13 protein-coding genes are annotated in these 17,187 nt (G+C 32.0%); 6 read left to right on the top strand and 7 right to left on the bottom strand.

Annotated elements, in window-relative coordinates; all coding sequences use genetic code 11:
- Positions 1-70: 70 nt before the first annotated feature.
- Both KO500_RS02150 and KO500_RS02155 read right to left on the bottom strand, forming a co-directional pair.
- On the bottom strand, positions 71-2,356 hold the full coding sequence (locus tag KO500_RS02150; RefSeq protein WP_215954850.1) for an NADP-dependent malic enzyme: 2,286 nt from the start codon (positions 2,354-2,356) through the stop codon (positions 71-73).
- 393 nt (positions 2,357-2,749) lie between these two features.
- Entirely contained in the window at positions 2,750-3,937 is a 1,188-nt protein-coding gene (locus KO500_RS02155) for a 3-deoxy-D-manno-octulosonic acid transferase (protein WP_354668428.1), read from the bottom strand.
- Positions 3,938-4,085: 148 nt separating this feature from the next.
- Between KO500_RS02155 and KO500_RS02160 the strand changes: the two genes are divergently transcribed.
- The 3 genes from KO500_RS02160 to KO500_RS02170 all read left to right on the top strand — a co-directional run bounded on the left by KO500_RS02160 (position 4,086) and on the right by KO500_RS02170 (position 6,788).
- Positions 4,086-5,240 carry a DegT/DnrJ/EryC1/StrS family aminotransferase gene (locus KO500_RS02160; RefSeq protein ID WP_215954852.1) on the top strand — a complete coding sequence of 385 codons (1,155 nt, stop codon included), beginning with the start codon at positions 4,086-4,088 and terminating at the stop codon, positions 5,238-5,240.
- A 59-nt stretch (positions 5,241-5,299) separates the two neighbouring features.
- Positions 5,300-6,316 (top strand): UDP-glucose 4-epimerase GalE, encoded by a 1,017-nt coding sequence (gene galE / locus KO500_RS02165; RefSeq protein WP_215954853.1) that lies wholly within the window; start codon positions 5,300-5,302, stop codon positions 6,314-6,316.
- A 118-nt stretch (positions 6,317-6,434) separates the two neighbouring features.
- Entirely contained in the window at positions 6,435-6,788 is a 354-nt protein-coding gene (locus KO500_RS02170) for a hypothetical protein (protein ID WP_215954854.1), read from the top strand.
- Here the strand turns inward: KO500_RS02170 and KO500_RS02175 are convergent.
- The gene (locus KO500_RS02175; protein ID WP_215954855.1) at positions 6,785-7,306 is read right to left on the bottom strand and encodes an alpha-ketoglutarate decarboxylase; all 522 of its coding nucleotides are present in this window, start codon (positions 7,304-7,306) and stop codon (positions 6,785-6,787) included. The genes KO500_RS02170 and KO500_RS02175 overlap by 4 nt on opposite strands.
- Before the next feature lie 101 nt (positions 7,307-7,407).
- Between KO500_RS02175 and KO500_RS02180 the strand changes: the two genes are divergently transcribed.
- A complete protein-coding gene (locus KO500_RS02180; protein WP_215954856.1) occupies positions 7,408-10,200 on the top strand; it encodes a 2-oxoglutarate dehydrogenase E1 component in 2,793 nt (930 codons plus the stop codon).
- 51 nt (positions 10,201-10,251) lie between these two features.
- Entirely contained in the window at positions 10,252-11,475 is a 1,224-nt protein-coding gene (odhB, locus tag KO500_RS02185) for a 2-oxoglutarate dehydrogenase complex dihydrolipoyllysine-residue succinyltransferase (protein WP_215954857.1), read from the top strand.
- Positions 11,476-11,563: 88 nt separating this feature from the next.
- Here odhB and KO500_RS02190 read toward each other — a convergent pair whose 3' ends face one another.
- Positions 11,564-12,574 (bottom strand): YHYH protein, encoded by a 1,011-nt coding sequence (locus tag KO500_RS02190; protein WP_215954858.1) that lies wholly within the window; start codon positions 12,572-12,574, stop codon positions 11,564-11,566.
- A 116-nt stretch (positions 12,575-12,690) separates the two neighbouring features.
- Positions 12,691-14,043, bottom strand: a complete 1,353-nt coding sequence (locus tag KO500_RS02195) for a cytochrome-c peroxidase (protein WP_215954859.1) — start codon at positions 14,041-14,043, stop codon at positions 12,691-12,693.
- 158 nt (positions 14,044-14,201) lie between these two features.
- Between KO500_RS02195 and KO500_RS02200 the strand changes: the two genes are divergently transcribed.
- Entirely contained in the window at positions 14,202-14,699 is a 498-nt protein-coding gene (locus KO500_RS02200; protein ID WP_215954860.1) for a heme-binding domain-containing protein, read from the top strand.
- 41 nt (positions 14,700-14,740) lie between these two features.
- Here the strand turns inward: KO500_RS02200 and KO500_RS02205 are convergent, their stop codons facing one another.
- The gene (locus KO500_RS02205; RefSeq protein ID WP_215954861.1) at positions 14,741-15,445 is read right to left on the bottom strand and encodes a FadR/GntR family transcriptional regulator; all 705 of its coding nucleotides are present in this window, start codon (positions 15,443-15,445) and stop codon (positions 14,741-14,743) included.
- A 186-nt stretch (positions 15,446-15,631) separates the two neighbouring features.
- Complete coding sequence (locus KO500_RS02210) at positions 15,632-17,182, bottom strand: RagB/SusD family nutrient uptake outer membrane protein (RefSeq protein ID WP_215954862.1); 1,551 nt, start codon at positions 17,180-17,182, stop codon at positions 15,632-15,634.
- Between the last annotated feature and the right edge of the window lie 5 nt (positions 17,183-17,187).

The raw sequence follows: 17,187 nt of genomic DNA on the forward strand, positions 1-17,187 counted from the left end.
AATAAAAGCCTAACCTTTAAAAATAGTTAGTTTTTAAAGGTTAGACTTTTAAGAATTAAATTATTTGTTATTATTTTGATTTTTTACGCTTCTCTCTTTCTTGAACATCAATAGTTGCAATAGCCGCCATATTAACCATCTCATCAACACTAGCACCTAATTGAAGAATATGAACAGATTTTTTCAATCCTAATAAAATAGGACCAATACTATCTGCATTATTTAATTCTTTCAACATTTTATACGTAATATTCGCCGCTTCTAAATTAGGAAAGATTAAAGTGTTTACTTTTTTACCTGCTAATTTTGAAAAAGGGAATTTACTCTCATGTAATTCTTTATTTAGAGCAAAATCCATTTGAACTTCACCATCAACCACTAAATCAGGTCTTGATTCATGTAACAATTTAGCAGCCTCTCTAACCTTTGTAGCATTTGGGTGTGTTGACGAACCAAAGTTTGCATAAGAAACTAATGCCATAACCGGATCAAATCCAAAAGTAGAAGCTACATTTGCTGTCATTTTTGCAATCTCAGCTATTTCAACTGCTGACGGGTCAATATTAATAGATGTATCTGCTAAAAATAAAGGTCCACGATCAGTATTCATTATATTTACCGTTGCAACCTTTTCAACATTTGATGCACGACCAATAACTTCAAAAATTGGTTTTACAACTGTTGGATACGCCCTTGAATAACCAGAAATCATACTATCTGCATCACCTTCAACAACCATCATTGCTGCAAAGTAATTACGCTCACGCATTTTGGTTTTTGCACTATATAAAGTAACACCACTTCTTTTACGAGCTTCCCAATATTTTGTTGCATAGTAATCTTTTTTCTCTAAAAATTCTTCATCCTTAGGATCAATAATTTCCAAATCAGCATCAAAATCTAACTCTTTTTTAAGCTCTTCTATTATTTCTTTCTTACCTAATAAAATAGGAGTTGCAATACCTTCTTCATATGCAATTTGCGCAGCTTTTAAAACATCTAAATGGTCTGCCTCAGCAAAAACAATTTTCTTACAGTCCATTTTAGCTCTATTGTGCAATAAACGAACTAGTTTGTTATCGCTACCTAAACGTTGCAATAATTCTTCTTTATATTTACCCCAATCTTCAATAGGACTTTTAGCAACACCACTATCCATTGCTGCTTTTGCAACTGCAGGTGGTATTTCGGCAATTAATCTTGGATCAAAAGGTTTTGGAATAATATATTCTTTACCAAATGCTAAACGTGTTTCACCATAAGCAATATTAACCTGCTCTGGCACTGGTTCTTTTGCTAATTCAGCCAAAGCTTTAACTGCCGCCATTTTCATCGCTTCGTTAATTTTGGTAGCTCTAACATCTAAAGCACCTCTAAATATAAAAGGAAAACCTAAAACATTATTGACTTGGTTTGAATGGTCAGAACGACCAGTTGCCATTATTATATCATCTCGAGTATCAATCGCTAATTGATAATCGATTTCTGGATCTGGATTTGCCATAGCAAAAACAATAGGATCTTTAGCCATAGATAATAACATTTCTGGAGACACGATATTTGCCATTGAAAGCCCGATAAACACATCTGCATCCTGCATTGCTTCATCAAGCGTATCAATGTTTCTCTCCGTAGCAAACTCAGCTTTTTCTGCCGATAAAGTGTCACGATCTTTTCGAATAACACCTTTACTATCAAGCATTACGATATTTTTATCTACTGCTCCAAAAGCTTTATATAATCGCGTACAAGAAACAGCCGCTGCCCCTGCCCCACTAATTACAATACGTACGTCTTCAATTTTTTTATTGGTAATATCTAAAGCGTTTAAAAGAGCTGCCGCAGATATGATTGCTGTTCCGTGCTGATCATCATGCATTACCGGAATATCCAATTCTTCTTTTAATCTTCTTTCTATTTCAAAAGCTTCAGGTGCTTTAATATCCTCTAAATTAATACCTCCAAAAGTAGGAGCTATCATTTTTACAGTTTCAATAAATTTATCAACATCTTCAGTATCAACTTCAATATCAATTCCATCAATATCAGCAAAAATTTTAAACAACAAACCTTTACCTTCCATTACTGGTTTTGAAGCTTCAGGTCCAATATTACCCAAACCTAACACTGCAGTTCCGTTAGATATTACTGCTACTAAATTCCCTTTAGAAGTATATTTATAAGCATTGTCTTTATCTTTTGCAATCTCTAAACATGGTTCTGCTACACCAGGAGAATAAGCAAGTGCCAAATCTCTTTGTGTTGCATACGGTTTAGTAGGTACAATTTTAATTTTACCTGGTTGTGGTTTCGCGTGATAAACTAATGCCTCTCTTCGTTTAGACTCTTTACTCATAACTCTAATAAATTAAAAAACAAATTTAAGTGTATTCTTTATAAGAACAACATTATATAATGTTATTAAAAGGAAAAAGTCCTTTTGCGAAGGACTTTTTCTTGAATATTAAATAACTAAAAAGTATAAGTAGGTAATAAATTCAAATTAGCTTCGTATTAATCTCACTTGCTACAGAATACCTACTAGCTTCAAAATTGAGCAAACAACTATTGTTGCAAGTATACAGATTAACAAACCAACTACAAGAACCAGGAAACCGTTTAGCACTTTTGTACCGACTGAAACATTTTCCATAATTATATTATTTATACTTAAATTTAGTGATTTTAAAAATAACCAACTTAATTTTTAACATAAAACAAATATATTGCACTATATTTTTAGATATTTTCAATTTAAAATTTCTAAAGAAATATAATCTATAACTTTCTTTGTAGCTCCTGAATTTTGAGAAATATAATTTTTATTAATCAAAGAAGTTGTTTTATAATGTGAAGGGTTTTCTAATAATTTTAATACCTCTAAAGTAAATTCTTGCTTATTACTTATTGAAATAACTCCTTTTTTAGCAACTAAATCTTCAGCTTCTTTAAAACCAGAATAATCAGGACCTATTATAACCGGAATTTCAAATACCGCAGGCTCTAAAGTATTATGTAATCCAGTAGCAAATGCACCACCAACATAACCAATTGCAGCATAGCTATATACTTTAGTTAAAATACCAATAGTATCTAATATCAGAACATCAAAATCTGATATATTTTGTTTATTTAATTCAGAATACAATATTGTTTTTTTTGATATTGAAGTTTTAAGTTTCAACATTGCTTCTTTTTTAATGGTATGTGGCGCTAATACATATTTTAGCTCAACATTTGATGAATTGATAAAATCTACAATTATCGCCTCATCTTCAGGCCAAGTACTTCCTGCCACAAAACAGGAATGCCGGCCTTTAAAATCATCCATAAATTCTATTTGATTATCACGTTCTAATATTTCAAGAACACGATCAAATCGGGTATCACCACCTACGCTGACATTTGTAAAACCTATAGATGCTAATAATTTTTTAGAATTTTCATTTTGAACAAAAAAATAAGAAAAAGCTTCTAAGCTCTTTTTCATAAAGCCACCATAACTTTTAAAAAATAGTTGTCGTTCTTTAAAAAGTGATGCTATTAATAAGGTAGGAATTTTAAGCTCATGTAATTCATTTAAATAGTTTGGCCAAATCTCATACTTTACAAAAATCACCAATTTAGGATTTACTAATGCCAAAAATTTCTTTGCATTGCTTTTAGTATCCAAAGGAAGGTAAGTAATATAATCTGCTATTTTTGAATCTTTTTTAACCTCATAACCCGATGGCGAGAAAAAAGTAACTAAAATTTTGTAGGTCGGATATTCCTTTTTCAGTTTTTCAATTACAGGTAAACCTTGTTCATACTCACCTAAACTAGCCGTATGTACCCAAATCACATTAGCATCAGTTAATTTATTTTGCTGTAAGAATGAAAACACATTTTTTCTACCGTTAACAAATAAGCTTAGCTTTTTATTAAACAGCGCCACTATTTTCAAAAAAAAACATACTATATAAACAGAACAATTATATATAAAACTCACCTTGATTTTGTTTGTTGCTAAATTACGCTTCTTTACATAAATACATTGCGTTCTTACTCTAGTTTTTGTAAATTTACAACCCTAATTTCATAAGATGCGAAAAATTCAAATGGTTGACCTTAAAGGTCAATACGAAGCCATTAAAGAGCAAATAAACACAACATTTTCTACAATTTTAGAAACTTCAGCTTTTATTAACGGACCAGAAGTACATGGTTTTCAAAAAGAATTAGAAGATTACTTAAATGTAAAACATGTAATACCTTGTGCAAACGGAACCGATGCGTTACAAATTGCTATGATGGGACTTGGACTACAACCAGGTGACGAAGTTATAACTGCCGATTTTACTTTTGCTGCTACTGTTGAAGTAATAGCACTTTTAAACTTAACTCCTGTTTTAGTTGATGTTGACCCTGATACATTCAATATTACACCTGAAGCAATTGAAAAAGCAATTACACCTAAAACTAAAGCAATTGTTCCTGTTCATTTATTCGGACAATGTGCTGATATGGATGCAATTTTAGAAATTGCTAAAAAACATAATCTTTTTGTAATTGAAGATAACGCGCAAGCCATTGGCGCTGATTACTATGATAAGGATGGTAATAAACATAAAGCTGGAACAATGGGACATGTAGCCGCTACATCTTTTTTCCCTTCTAAAAACTTAGGAGCTTATGGTGATGGTGGTGCTATATTTACAAATGATGATGAACTTGCTCATACACTTCGAGGCATAGTTAATCATGGTATGTACGAACGCTACCACCATGATGTTGTTGGCGTAAATTCAAGATTGGATAGTTTACAAGCTGCCGTACTTAGAGCTAAGCTTCCATTATTGGATTCTTACAATATAAAAAGAAGAAACACTGCCCGTAAGTACAATAAGGCTCTTGAAAATATTAATGATATTATTTTACCTACAACAAGAAAAGGTTACGGAATAATTTGTGATAAATGTACATGTCATGTATTTCATCAATATACATTAAGGATTACAAACGACAAACGTGACGCATTAGTTAAACATTTAAATGACAATGATATTCCGTGTGGCGTATATTACCCTATACCATTGCATAAACAAAAAGCTTATGTTGATGATAGATATAACGATGATGATTTTAAAATAACGAATCAATTATCTAACGAAGTTATCTCATTACCAATGCATACTGAGCTCGATGATGAGCAGATTAACTTTATTACAAAGACAATTATCGGATTTATTACTGGTTAACTTTATAAATACTATAGCTTTGACTTAAGCTAAATATACTAACCGTTAAAATAAAATAAATGAAAGTACTTGTAACAGGTGGACTAGGCTTTATAGGTTCTCACACTGTAGTTGAATTACAAAACAAAGGTTTAGAAGTAATCATTATTGATGACCTTTCAAATTCATCGGAAAAAGTATTAGATGGTATTTTTGCTATAACAGGTAAAAAACCAATTTTTGAAAAATTAGATTTAAAAGAAAAGTCTGAAGTTGAAGATTTTTTCAAAAAACATACTGATATATCAGGAGTTATTCATTTTGCAGCTTCAAAAGCTGTAGGAGAAAGTGTGGAAAACCCGCTGTTGTACTACGAGAACAACATAGGTACACTAGTGTATATTCTTAAAGAGTTATCTAAAAAAGATAAAGCAAGCTTTATCTTTAGTTCTTCTTGTACTGTTTACGGTCAAGCTGATAAGATGCCGATTACTGAGGATGCACCAGTGAAAACAGCGGAATCTCCATATGGCAACACCAAACAAATTGGCGAAGAAATAATCTCAGATACTTGCAAAGTTACTCCTTCACTAAATGCTATTGCATTGCGCTATTTTAATCCTATGGGTGCTCACCCTAGTACTGAAATTGGAGAGTTACCAATTGGGGTTCCTCAAAACTTAGTACCTTACATTACACAAACTGGTATAGGTATGCGCGAACAGTTATCTGTTTTTGGTGGCGATTACCCTACTGAAGACGGTACTTGCATTAGAGATTACATTCATGTTGTTGATTTAGCAAAAGCACACGTAATTGCTTTACAAAGATTACTAGAAGGTAAAAATGATGACAACTATGAAGTATTTAATTTAGGAACTGGTACAGGTAGTTCTGTTTTAGAAGCTATTAAAAGTTTTGAAAAAGTTTCAGAAAAAAAATTAAATTATAAAATAGTAGATAGAAGAGCGGGTGATATTACTGCTGCTTACGCAAGTACGGATAAAGCTAACAATATTTTAGGTTGGAAAGCAGCTTCAACTTTAGATGAAGCCATGAAATCTGCTTGGGATTGGGAAGTGAAAATTAGAAAATAAATAATACCCTATATTATTAATTAAGCTAAAGAGCGCCAAATTATTTTTTTGCGCTCTTTAACATTTAATTATTAGCTAAGTAAAAGACTAATTTAAATAAGTTCTACGTAAATAAATTATGGTTACAAATTACGTAAATACTAAAGCATTATTAGAAGCTTCCATTACAGAAAAGCTTTTTGAAAAGCTAGTTTCTCAACTAGCAAAAGATTTTACGTTGTCAAATATTTCAATAGAACTTCCATTTGAAATATCTCCAACTAATTTAAAAACAATTTTGCATCAAAAAATATACAATTTAATATTGGAAGATTTTTCTGAGTACCTAAACCTTTTATACATAATTGATGTTCCTGAACACGCTATTAAAAAAATAAAAGCAACAGAACCACTTGAAATTTCAGATCAAGTGTCATTTCTAATTCTAAAAAGAGAATTTCAAAAGGTTTTATTTAAAGAACAATACGGTTAAAAATAAACACGTACGAAAGGCATCCAAGAGTTGGAATAAATACTTTTGTAATCATCGTACAAAACATCGTACCTAATACCAATAGTATAATTTTTAGTACCATAACCCGCACCTAAATACAAAGCAGGACTCCAATAATTTTCCTCAACACATACCACATTCCTATTAACCCTTAATTGCTCATATTCTACTGAAAGTTGAATTTCTGGAATTGGATTAAAAAAAGTTTGAGCACTAGCACCATAGGCAGTAAATTTATAATCTTCATATTTCGAATAATTAAAACTTAAACTTGCCCCGTAAGCAAAATATTGATTTACTTGACAAATTGCACTTGGTGCAACAGCAATATTAAATGAGTTATTCCCAAAACCTAAACCAAATCCTCCTCCAAAACGAACATTGTCCCAATAGTTATTTGAACTCGTACTATTTTGCGCCATTAAAGTTTGACCAAAAACCACAAAAATTGTAACTACACAACATCTTTTTAAGTATAAACCACATATTTTGACCATAATTGTTATTTTTCCTTAATATTCGCTGTTAATATATGACTAGATTTTTGAAAAGTTGTATTTTTGATTAAACTTTATTCACAAGGAAGACAAAAAATTTTATGGATAATTATTCCTTTTTAAACGCGGCACACACCTCATTTCTTGCCGATTTATATGACAAGTATTTAGTTAATCCTGATAGTGTTGAGCCAAGTTGGCGAGCATTTTTTCAAGGATTTGATTTTGGACAAGATAGTTTACTTGACGAACTTGATCTACCAACACAGAACTCAATAACAGGAGCTACTCCTAGCACTGAAATGCCACAGTCATTACAGAAAGAGTTTCAAGTTATTAGATTAATTGATGGTTACAGGTCTCGTGGGCATTTGTTCACAGAAACCAACCCTGTTCGGCAACGTAGGCAATACACGCCATCACTAGAAATAGAAAATTTCGGACTTAACAACAGTGACTTAAGTACTATTTTTACTGCCGGAGAAATATTAGGCATTGGCCCTAGCTCATTAACTGACATCATCACACATTTAAAAAATATTTATTGTGATGCTATTGGTGTGGAATACATGTATATTAGAAATCCTGAACGTGTTGAATGGATTCAAAATTGGTTGAACGTAAATGACAATCACCCAAAATACAATGCAGATCAAAAAAAGAATATTCTTAAAAAACTAAATCAAGCTGTTTCTTTTGAGAATTTTTTACATACTAAATATGTTGGTCAAAAACGTTTTTCTTTAGAAGGTAATGAATCACTAATTCCTGCATTAGATGCTGTTGTAGAACGTGCTGCCGAAATGGGAGTTAAACAGTTTGTTATGGGTATGGCCCATCGTGGTAGGTTAAACGTTTTAACAAATATTTTTGGAAAAGCAGCTAAAGACATTTTTAGCGAATTTGACGGTAAAGATTACGAGCAAGTTGTTTTTGATGGTGATGTAAAATACCACTTAGGTTGGACTTCTGAAAGAATGTCTGACAACGGAAATAAAATTAAAATGAACATTGCTCCTAACCCTTCTCACCTAGAAACTGTAGGTGCAGTTGTTGAGGGTATTACCAGAGCTAAACAAGATGCTCATTTTAAAGATGACACATCAAAAGTATTACCGATTGTAGTACATGGTGATGCTGCTATTGCTGGTCAAGGTCTTGTGTATGAAGTTGTTCAAATGGCTAGCTTAGATGGTTACAAAACTGGTGGAACGATACATATAGTAGTAAATAATCAAATTGGATTTACAACAAATTATTTAGATGCTCGTAGTTCTACATATTGTACTGATGTTGGCAAAGTAACATTAAGTCCTGTATTACACGTAAATGCTGATGATGCAGAAGCTGTAGTACATGCTTCATTATTTGCATTAGAGTATAGAATGCGTTTTAAAAGAGATGTTTTTATTGATTTATTAGGGTACCGTAAGTATGGACATAATGAAGGTGATGAACCTCGTTTTACGCAACCTAAATTATATAAAGCGATTGCTAAGCACAGCAATCCAAGAGATATTTATGCTAAAAAATTAATTGCAGAAGGTATCATTGATGATTCATATATTGGAAAATTAGAAAAAGAATATAAAGCCTCTCTTGAAACAGAATTAGAAGATTCTCGTAAAGAAGATAAAACAGTCATTACTCCGTTTATGGCGGATGAATGGAAAGGTTTTGTTACTGTACAAGAAGACGAAATGGCCAAAACCATTAAAACATCAAGTACTAAAAAAGACCTTACTACTGTTGCCGAAGCTATTACCGCTTTACCAAAAGATAAAAAGTTTTTACGTAAAGTAAATAAACTTATTGAAGACCGTAGAAAAATGTTCTTTGAAAATGATACTCTTGATTGGGCTATGGGAGAATTATTAGCCTACGGTACTTTATTACAAGAAGGACATGATATTCGTATGTCTGGTCAGGATGTTGAGCGTGGTACATTCTCACATCGTCATGCGGTTGTAAAAGTTGAAGATAGTGAAGAGGAAGTGATTCCTCTAAACTTAATTTCAGACAAAAAAGGAGAATTTGAAGTATACAACTCACACTTATCAGAATATGGCGTAGTAGGTTTTGATTATGGTTATGCTATGGCAAGCCCTAATACACTTACTATTTGGGAAGCACAATTTGGAGATTTCAGCAATGGAGCACAAATTATGATTGACCAATACATATCTGCAGCTGAAGATAAATGGAAACTTCAAAATGGTTTGGTAATGTTATTACCTCATGGTTATGAAGGTCAAGGAGCTGAACACTCTTCTGCACGTATGGAAAGATATTTACAACTTTGTGCTAAGGATAATATGTTTATTGCTGACGTTACCACGCCTGCAAATATGTTTCATATTTTAAGAAGGCAGATGAAGGTTAACTATAGAAAACCACTAATCATCTTTACTCCTAAAAGTTTATTACGTCATCCTAAAGCAGTTTCATCTATTGAAGATTTTACTAACGGAAGTTTCCAAAAAGTGATTGACGATAGTTCATTTGACATTAAAAAAGTAAAAACTTTAGTATTCACCACTGGTAAATTTTACTATGATTTATTAGCAGCTCGTGATGAAAATTCTAGAGATGATATAGCCTTAGTACGTGTAGAACAATTGTTCCCATTACCAGGAAATAAAATTGATGAACTTATAGCGAAATACGAAAATGCTGATGATATTGTATGGGCACAAGAAGAACCTAGAAACATGGGTGCTTGGAGTCATATAATGATGCATTATAAAAATGCTAACAAATTTAGAGTAGCATCAAGGCGCTTTTATGCATCTCCTGCCGCAGGTAGCTCAGTGAGATCAAAACGACGTCATCAAGAAGTTATCGATTATGTTTTTGACAAAACAAAAGATAACATGGTACGCTCAACTAAATAAAACAAACGAAATAATAAAAATACGGGTTACAATAAATTAAAATTATAAGAAATGATTTTAGAAATGAAAGTTCCTTCGCCAGGGGAATCTATTACAGAAGTAGAAATTGCAGAATGGTTAGTTCAAGATGGAGATTATGTTGAAAAAGACCAAGCAATTGCTGAGGTTGATTCAGATAAAGCTACATTAGAATTACCTGCTGAAGAAAGTGGAATAATAACTTTAAAGGCTGAAGAAGGTGATGCTGTTGCAGTTGGGCAAGTTGTTTGTTTAATTGATACAAGTGCCACTAAACCTAGTGGTGATTCTTCATCAGCTCCTGCTACTGAAACTAAAAAAGAAGAAGTTAAAGAAGAGAAAAAAGCTCCACAACCTGTACAAGCAAAAGAAACTTATGCTTCAGGTACTGCTTCACCTGCAGCTAAAAAAATATTAGCCGAAAAAGGAATTGAAGCTGGTGCTGTATCTGGCACTGGTAAAGATGGTAGAGTAACCAAAGAAGATGCTGTAAAAGCTGTTCCTTCTATGGGAACACCAACAACTGGCGGAAAAAGAGGCGAAAGCAGAAAGAAATTATCAATGCTACGTAGAAAAGTTGCTGAGCGTTTGGTATCTGTTAAAAACGAAACTGCTATGCTTACAACCTTTAACGAGGTTGATATGTCTCCTATTTTCGAATTAAGAAAACAATATAAAGAAGAATTTAAAAGCAAGCACGGTGTAGGTTTAGGCTTTATGTCATTCTTCACATTAGCTGTTGTTAGAGCATTAGAGATATACCCTTCTGTTAATTCTATGATTGACGGAAAAGAAATGATTTCTTATGACTTTAGTGATATTAGTATTGCTGTTTCAGGACCTAAAGGTTTAATGGTTCCTGTAATTAGAAATGCAGAAAACTTATCATTCAGAGGTGTTGAAGCTGAAGTTAAAAGACTTGCTATACGCGCTAGAGAAGGTGAAATTACAGTTGATGAAATGACTGGCGGTACATTTACTATTACAAATGGTGGTGTATTTGGTTCTATGTTATCAACTCCAATTATAAACCCTCCACAAAGTGCAATATTAGGAATGCATAACATTGTTGAACGTCCAGTAGTTAAAGACGGTCAAATAGTAGTTGCCCCTATCATGTATGTAGCACTTTCTTATGACCATAGAATTATTGACGGTAAAGAATCTGTTGGTTTCTTAGTTGCGGTTAAAGAGGCTCTAGAAAACCCTGCTGAATTATTAATGGATAATAATGTTACAAAAGCTTTAGAATTATAAATTTCTAAAACTCTATTATATAAGAAAGCCTGTATCATGATGATACAGGCTTTCTTAATATTATACCTTTCTTATAAGGCTATAAAATTTATTCAAATCTATATGTTCTTCTAGCTGCAACACCTTTTAAACATTTTGGTATATTTGAAGCTTTAGTAGTACTTGCTACATAATGATATGTTCCATTAGGAAATTCTTTAGTTACCGCAGTTAAACCACCACAATCATCTAGATTAGTAGGTTCTTTAGCATAAGCATAAATAGGAAAACCATCTTTAGCAAAACCAGTTAGAGTTGTTCCAGAAGTAGCTTGTTCAATAAATTTACATTCAACTTGATCAACGAGACCTTGTGCTTCATAAACTTGATTTATCACTTCTGGAATAAAGTGCCAATGATAGTAACCCGCAGGATCTAAGTGTCCACCACAGGGATCTAGTGAGGGCATTCTAATTTGTTCGGGTTCTGTTGGATTATCAGACATAAACATTTTTGGTCCATATATAGCTGATGGCGGAGCACCATTTATCGGAACACCGTCTACAGAAAACCCCACTATTTCAATCTCTTCAATATCATTATTTTCTTTTGCTAAAACAGGTTTAACAGGCATGGTGAAAGTTAATACCAAATCATCATTCGCAACAGGATCTAAACAATATGATATATCGTCTCTAGGCTGACCAACAAATTCAAAAATATTTACATTACCCTCACCATCAATTATATCATAACCATCATTCTTAATATCTTCAAGTAATTGCTTATTCCAAACTCTTAATCCTGCACCCGTTGCACCGTCATAGAAACCAACACCTGCAGTTTCATCTACAGTTTCCGGGCAAAAAGGACCGTACTCAACTGGATTACTTGAAAATTTAATTTGATAACATTTTGCTATAGAACCATCTTCTAATTTAGAATCTACAATCTCTAATGAGATTAAAGAACTTCTATTAAAAAAAGTTTCATCTATTCGATAATCAAGTTCTGAATCTTCATTAGGAGTGTTTTTATTTTTAGGATCACTACAGCCATTACATGAAGTTAATAAAGAGATTAATATAAATGAGATTGAAAATAGTAATCTTGAAATCATAATTCACTTAACTTTAAGTTGATACAAGTCAAATTTACTTATAATTCAGTAACAATGATCAAACCAATATGCAAATGAGTATTTATTATAAGTGAATAAAATAAAAGTTACATTAATTAATCACAATTCATATCACTTTTAGAAGTAACATCAGCATTAGGAAAGCAAAAACCCGTAGGCAGGCTTAAAGGGTCATATCTTTTTAAATTATTATCATACAAACTCTTTTCAATAAACACAGTCATTAAATCAATTTCCTCTTCAGTCAAACCTAAAGGAACAAACTTATCAGAAAGTGATCTTGTAGGCACGTTATCATTTTCTCTTACAGCATTATTTTTATAAACAATAATCTCTCTTACAGTAGAAAAGTTACCTCCATGACCGAAAAATTTAACGTCGGCTAAATTGTAAAGCTGAGGAACTTTAAACTTATAATAATCATTAGCATCGTTAGTGAAACCACCACGTCCTTTTTTAGTAGCATCATCAATAACACCATGAACATCAGCTCCTGCTAAATCATTCATTCCTAAACCGTAAAAAGCTTCTGAATTTAAAGCCGGGCCAGTATGACATTCATAACATTTTGCTTTTCCAAAAAATAATATTGCACCTTCTTTTTCATTTTCAGTCATTGCAGAGGCATCACCTTTTAGCCAATTTTGAAAATTTGTATTTGTTGCTAATAATGTTCTCTCATAAGCTGCAATTGCTAATCCTGCTGTTTCTAATGAATACCTTTCAGAAATATCTATATTAGAAAAAGCATCATCAAACAAAGTTGTATAACTATTGGTGTCACAAAAATCTTTATCTAACATCATTCTATGAACAGACAAACCTGCGATAGCTTGAATTTCAACACCCTCAAAACCTAAAAAATTTATAGCTTTAGGTGTCCCTTCGGTCCAGTTTTCTTCCGTTCCAATATTAGCATCAGTAGCACCAAACTGACCATTCCAAAGCATTAATTTTTGATATGCTACATTTAAAACAGTGGGTGAACGTATTGGCTGAACATCTAAAGAATCAACAAATAAAGGATTAGCAATTCTACTCTCACCTTGAACCCCAAAGCCCATACCACCTTCACCAATACCTTGTTGTATTCCACTTTGAAAACCAGCTGCACTGTGGTGACATGAAGCACATGAATACGTTTCTTTATTACTATCACTTAAAGAGGCAAGCCCTATACCTGTTTCATTAAAGAGAAGCTTTCCTAAATTTACTTTAGCTTCAGTAATTGGATTATTAGGATCAGCAGGTATATTGATATAGTCAGTATTTGAAGGAAGTATAAAATAATCTAAATCAGTAGCCAAACTCAATAATTTAGTTTCCAATAACTGATCTGTTTTTGTATAACCTTCTATAGAAACGTAATCAGATTCATCATTACAGCTTATAAGAAATGAGAATATAAGTAAAACTAAAAGCTTTCTTAATCTTAAATTAATGTCCATGTGAATATTTGAATGGTTAGTGTTTGCAAAAATAACGAAGAAGATAATTCATCCTAACTAAATTCGATAAACTACTTAATGTTATGTTAAAAAAAATAATTAACTTATCACTGATAACGATAAATTAGCTTTATAAGCAATACAAAAAACAAACTATTATGCTAAAAAAAATATTATTACTACTTGTTGTAATTTTTATAATACTACAATTCTTTAGACCTGAAAAAAATAACTCTAATGATATAACATATGATATTTCAACTAAATATGAAATACCTGAAGAAGTGAATAATTTATTAAAGGTTTCTTGTAATGATTGTCATTCTAATAAAACAGAATACCCTTGGTATGCAAATATTCAACCTGTGGGATGGTGGCTAAATGATCACATTGAAGACGGGAAAAGGCATCTAAATTTTTCTGAGTTTACTAAAAAATCCATAGCAGTACAAAACCATAAACTAGAAGAAACCATTGAAATGGTTGAAAAAAAATATATGCCTATAGATGATTATACAAAATTCGGGTTACATGAAGAAGCAAATTTAACTGATGAAGAGCGAAATGAGATAATAAATTGGGCTGAAACACAAATGAATTATTTAAAACAAACATACCCTGCTGATAGTTTAATTTTAAAAAGAAAACGTAACTAAAATAAGCAAAAAGCCAGTAAATAAAATTACTGGCTTTTTGCTTATTTATAATTGTTACAAAATTCAATTAATGCATTAAAATGAACTTTCATAGCTTTAATAGCAATATCAGGTTCTTTATTTTTTATTGCCTGATATATAGCTTTATGCTTATCAATTTCATCAGTAAAATCATCTTCATTACAAACCCTTGTATTTTTGAAGACAAAAATAATTTTAGGCATAATTTGTAACATTAATGCATTTATAGTACTGTTTCCACAAGCTTTTGCTATTGCTAAGTGAAAGAGTAAATCTTCCTCTAAAGCATCCTCTTTATTATTAATTTTTTCAATATAATTATTTAACGCTAACGCTATATTTTCAAGGTCATTATCTGACCTATATTTAGCCGCCAAAAAACTAGTTTTAGCTTCAAGCATAATCCTAGTCTCAACTAATGATTTAAAATTTTGCTTTTTTAAACTTACAATACCCTCTATAATACCATTCAGCGCTGTATGCCCTACATCAGCAACAAAAGTACCTGTTTGAGGCACTGATTTTAATAATTCGTAATATTCAAGTTTGGCTATTGCTTCTCGAAGATTTCTTCTTGAAACATCAAACTTTTCACATAATACTCTTTCTGATGGAAGCTTATCTCCGGGTTCTAAGTTTTTATAAAGAATGTAATCTTTAATTTTAGAAAGCAACTCATTTTGAATATTACTAAGTTCTGATTTTTTACCAAATTTTAATTCCATACTATTCAAAATGCATTTAAAATAGTTGATCAAATTGGTTATTTAACCTGAAGAAATGAATACTATTAAATGAATATATTTTAACTACTAAAATTAATTTTTAAAAAGAAAACTTTATGTATCAACCACTTAAAAAACAATCAATACATAAAGTTTTCTTAAAAGTTTTTACTTATAAAAATTTCCTTAATTAGAAATATTAGGCATTCTATTTAATTCTTCGTCTGGAATTGGTGTATCATAATCAACAGCAGAACTCCAATCTGATTTTGCACCTTCATAACCAGAAGCACTAAATACCTCATCTCCTAATTCTCTTCTTTTTATATCATACCATCTAATTCCTTCAAAAGCAAGTTCTAATCTACGCTCTTCTAAAACATCATCAACAGTGACAGTACCAGTAAGATCAGCAGGAACAGTACTAGCTGCTATAGTTTCTTCAACATAACCTCCATTAGTTGAACTACCACCTAATCTAGCTCTTTCTCTAACCAAATTAACATAAGTAAGCGCCGCCGCATTATTGCCTATTTCAACAGCTGCTTCTGCAGCAATTAATAATACTTCAGCATAACGTATCATTGAATAATTATGACTAGTTGCTCTTTTATTTGATCTTGCATATGGACCAGGGTAACGTGTGTATTTTGCAATGTATGGTCTGTTCGCTGCAAATGCATGTCCACTTTCAGTAAAGTTTGTATAATCTACTGTTACACCGCCAATTGTTGCTTCGGTTTGAAAAGAAACCCTTCTTCTGTAATCATCTTCATCAAAAGATTGGTAAACATCTAAAGAAGGAACTGCAATTGACCAACCTTCATCATCATCATCACCTCTTACACCTGTCATAGGGCAAGTTTGATCGTAAGCATTATCATCAGCTTCTACGTTGTTATAATCTAAAGCAAAAATAGGCTCTAGAGAAGCGTCAATCTTTTCTGCATTAAATAAACTTTGAAAATCACTATCTAACGCATAATTATACGTACCTGCATTATCAATAACTTCTTTTGCTTCATCATAAGCCATTTGCCAATATTCACTTCCAGAATCATTACCAGCCATTGTTAAATAAACTAAAGCTAAATAAGAACTCGCTGCTCCTTTTGAAGGTATTGCTCTAGAAGTAACAGTTTCTGGCAACCAAGTTTTAGCAAATTCTAAATCTGAAATAATATTCGCATAAACTTCTTCTTCTGAAGTACCACTTACATTCGCACCAGCATCAGTATCAGTAACCGGAGAATCAAAATATGGAATCTCACCAAACAATCTCACTAAATGAAAATAATAAAAAGCTCTTGCAAAATAAGCTTGTGCAGTAACAGGGTTTTTAACACTATCTTCTGCATCTACATCTTCAGCTCCAGCAATAGCTGTATTCGCAGCTGATATTCCAAGATACATTCTTGTCCAAGGATCATAAACCATTTCATTATCACCTGAAATTGTATGTGTATTCATCTCAACCCTTCTAGTTTCTGTAGACTGAAGATCTACCATATCAGAACGTAACATTAATGCTACAGATAATTTTCTACCCCAAACCTCTTCATTAATTGCATGCGTTAAAGCTCCATCAACTGCTGATTGAATATCACTTGTATCTTCAAAATATCCTTCAGGAGATAATAAAGCTATAGGCTCTTCTTCTAAATCAGAGCATCCTATCGCAGAAAACCCTAAGCTTATACCTAGAATTAACTTATATATAAATCTTATATTTTTCATTATTT

The sequence above is a fragment of the Cellulophaga baltica genome (genome assembly GCF_018861125.1).
GTDB classification, from domain to species: domain Bacteria; phylum Bacteroidota; class Bacteroidia; order Flavobacteriales; family Flavobacteriaceae; genus Cellulophaga; species Cellulophaga baltica_A.

Bases quoted from the DNA above. Each gene is read 5' to 3' on its own strand.
- KO500_RS02175 (WP_215954855.1), bottom strand. From the start codon at position 7,306: ATGGTCAAAATATGTGGTTTATACTTAAAAAGATGTTGTGTAGTTACA.
- KO500_RS02190 (WP_215954858.1), bottom strand. From the start codon at position 12,574: ATGATTTCAAGATTACTATTTTCAATCTCATTTATATTAATCTCTTTA.
- galE (WP_215954853.1), top strand. From the start codon at position 5,300: ATGAAAGTACTTGTAACAGGTGGACTAGGCTTTATAGGTTCTCACACT.
- KO500_RS02170 (WP_215954854.1), top strand. From the start codon at position 6,435: ATGGTTACAAATTACGTAAATACTAAAGCATTATTAGAAGCTTCCATT.
- KO500_RS02180 (WP_215954856.1), top strand. From the start codon at position 7,408: ATGGATAATTATTCCTTTTTAAACGCGGCACACACCTCATTTCTTGCC.
- KO500_RS02160 (WP_215954852.1), top strand. From the start codon at position 4,086: ATGCGAAAAATTCAAATGGTTGACCTTAAAGGTCAATACGAAGCCATT.
- KO500_RS02150 (WP_215954850.1), bottom strand. From the start codon at position 2,356: ATGAGTAAAGAGTCTAAACGAAGAGAGGCATTAGTTTATCACGCGAAA.
- KO500_RS02210 (WP_215954862.1), bottom strand. From the start codon at position 17,182: ATGAAAAATATAAGATTTATATATAAGTTAATTCTAGGTATAAGCTTA.
- KO500_RS02200 (WP_215954860.1), top strand. From the start codon at position 14,202: ATGCTAAAAAAAATATTATTACTACTTGTTGTAATTTTTATAATACTA.
- odhB (WP_215954857.1), top strand. From the start codon at position 10,252: ATGATTTTAGAAATGAAAGTTCCTTCGCCAGGGGAATCTATTACAGAA.
- KO500_RS02205 (WP_215954861.1), bottom strand. From the start codon at position 15,445: ATGGAATTAAAATTTGGTAAAAAATCAGAACTTAGTAATATTCAAAAT.
- KO500_RS02195 (WP_215954859.1), bottom strand. From the start codon at position 14,043: ATGGACATTAATTTAAGATTAAGAAAGCTTTTAGTTTTACTTATATTC.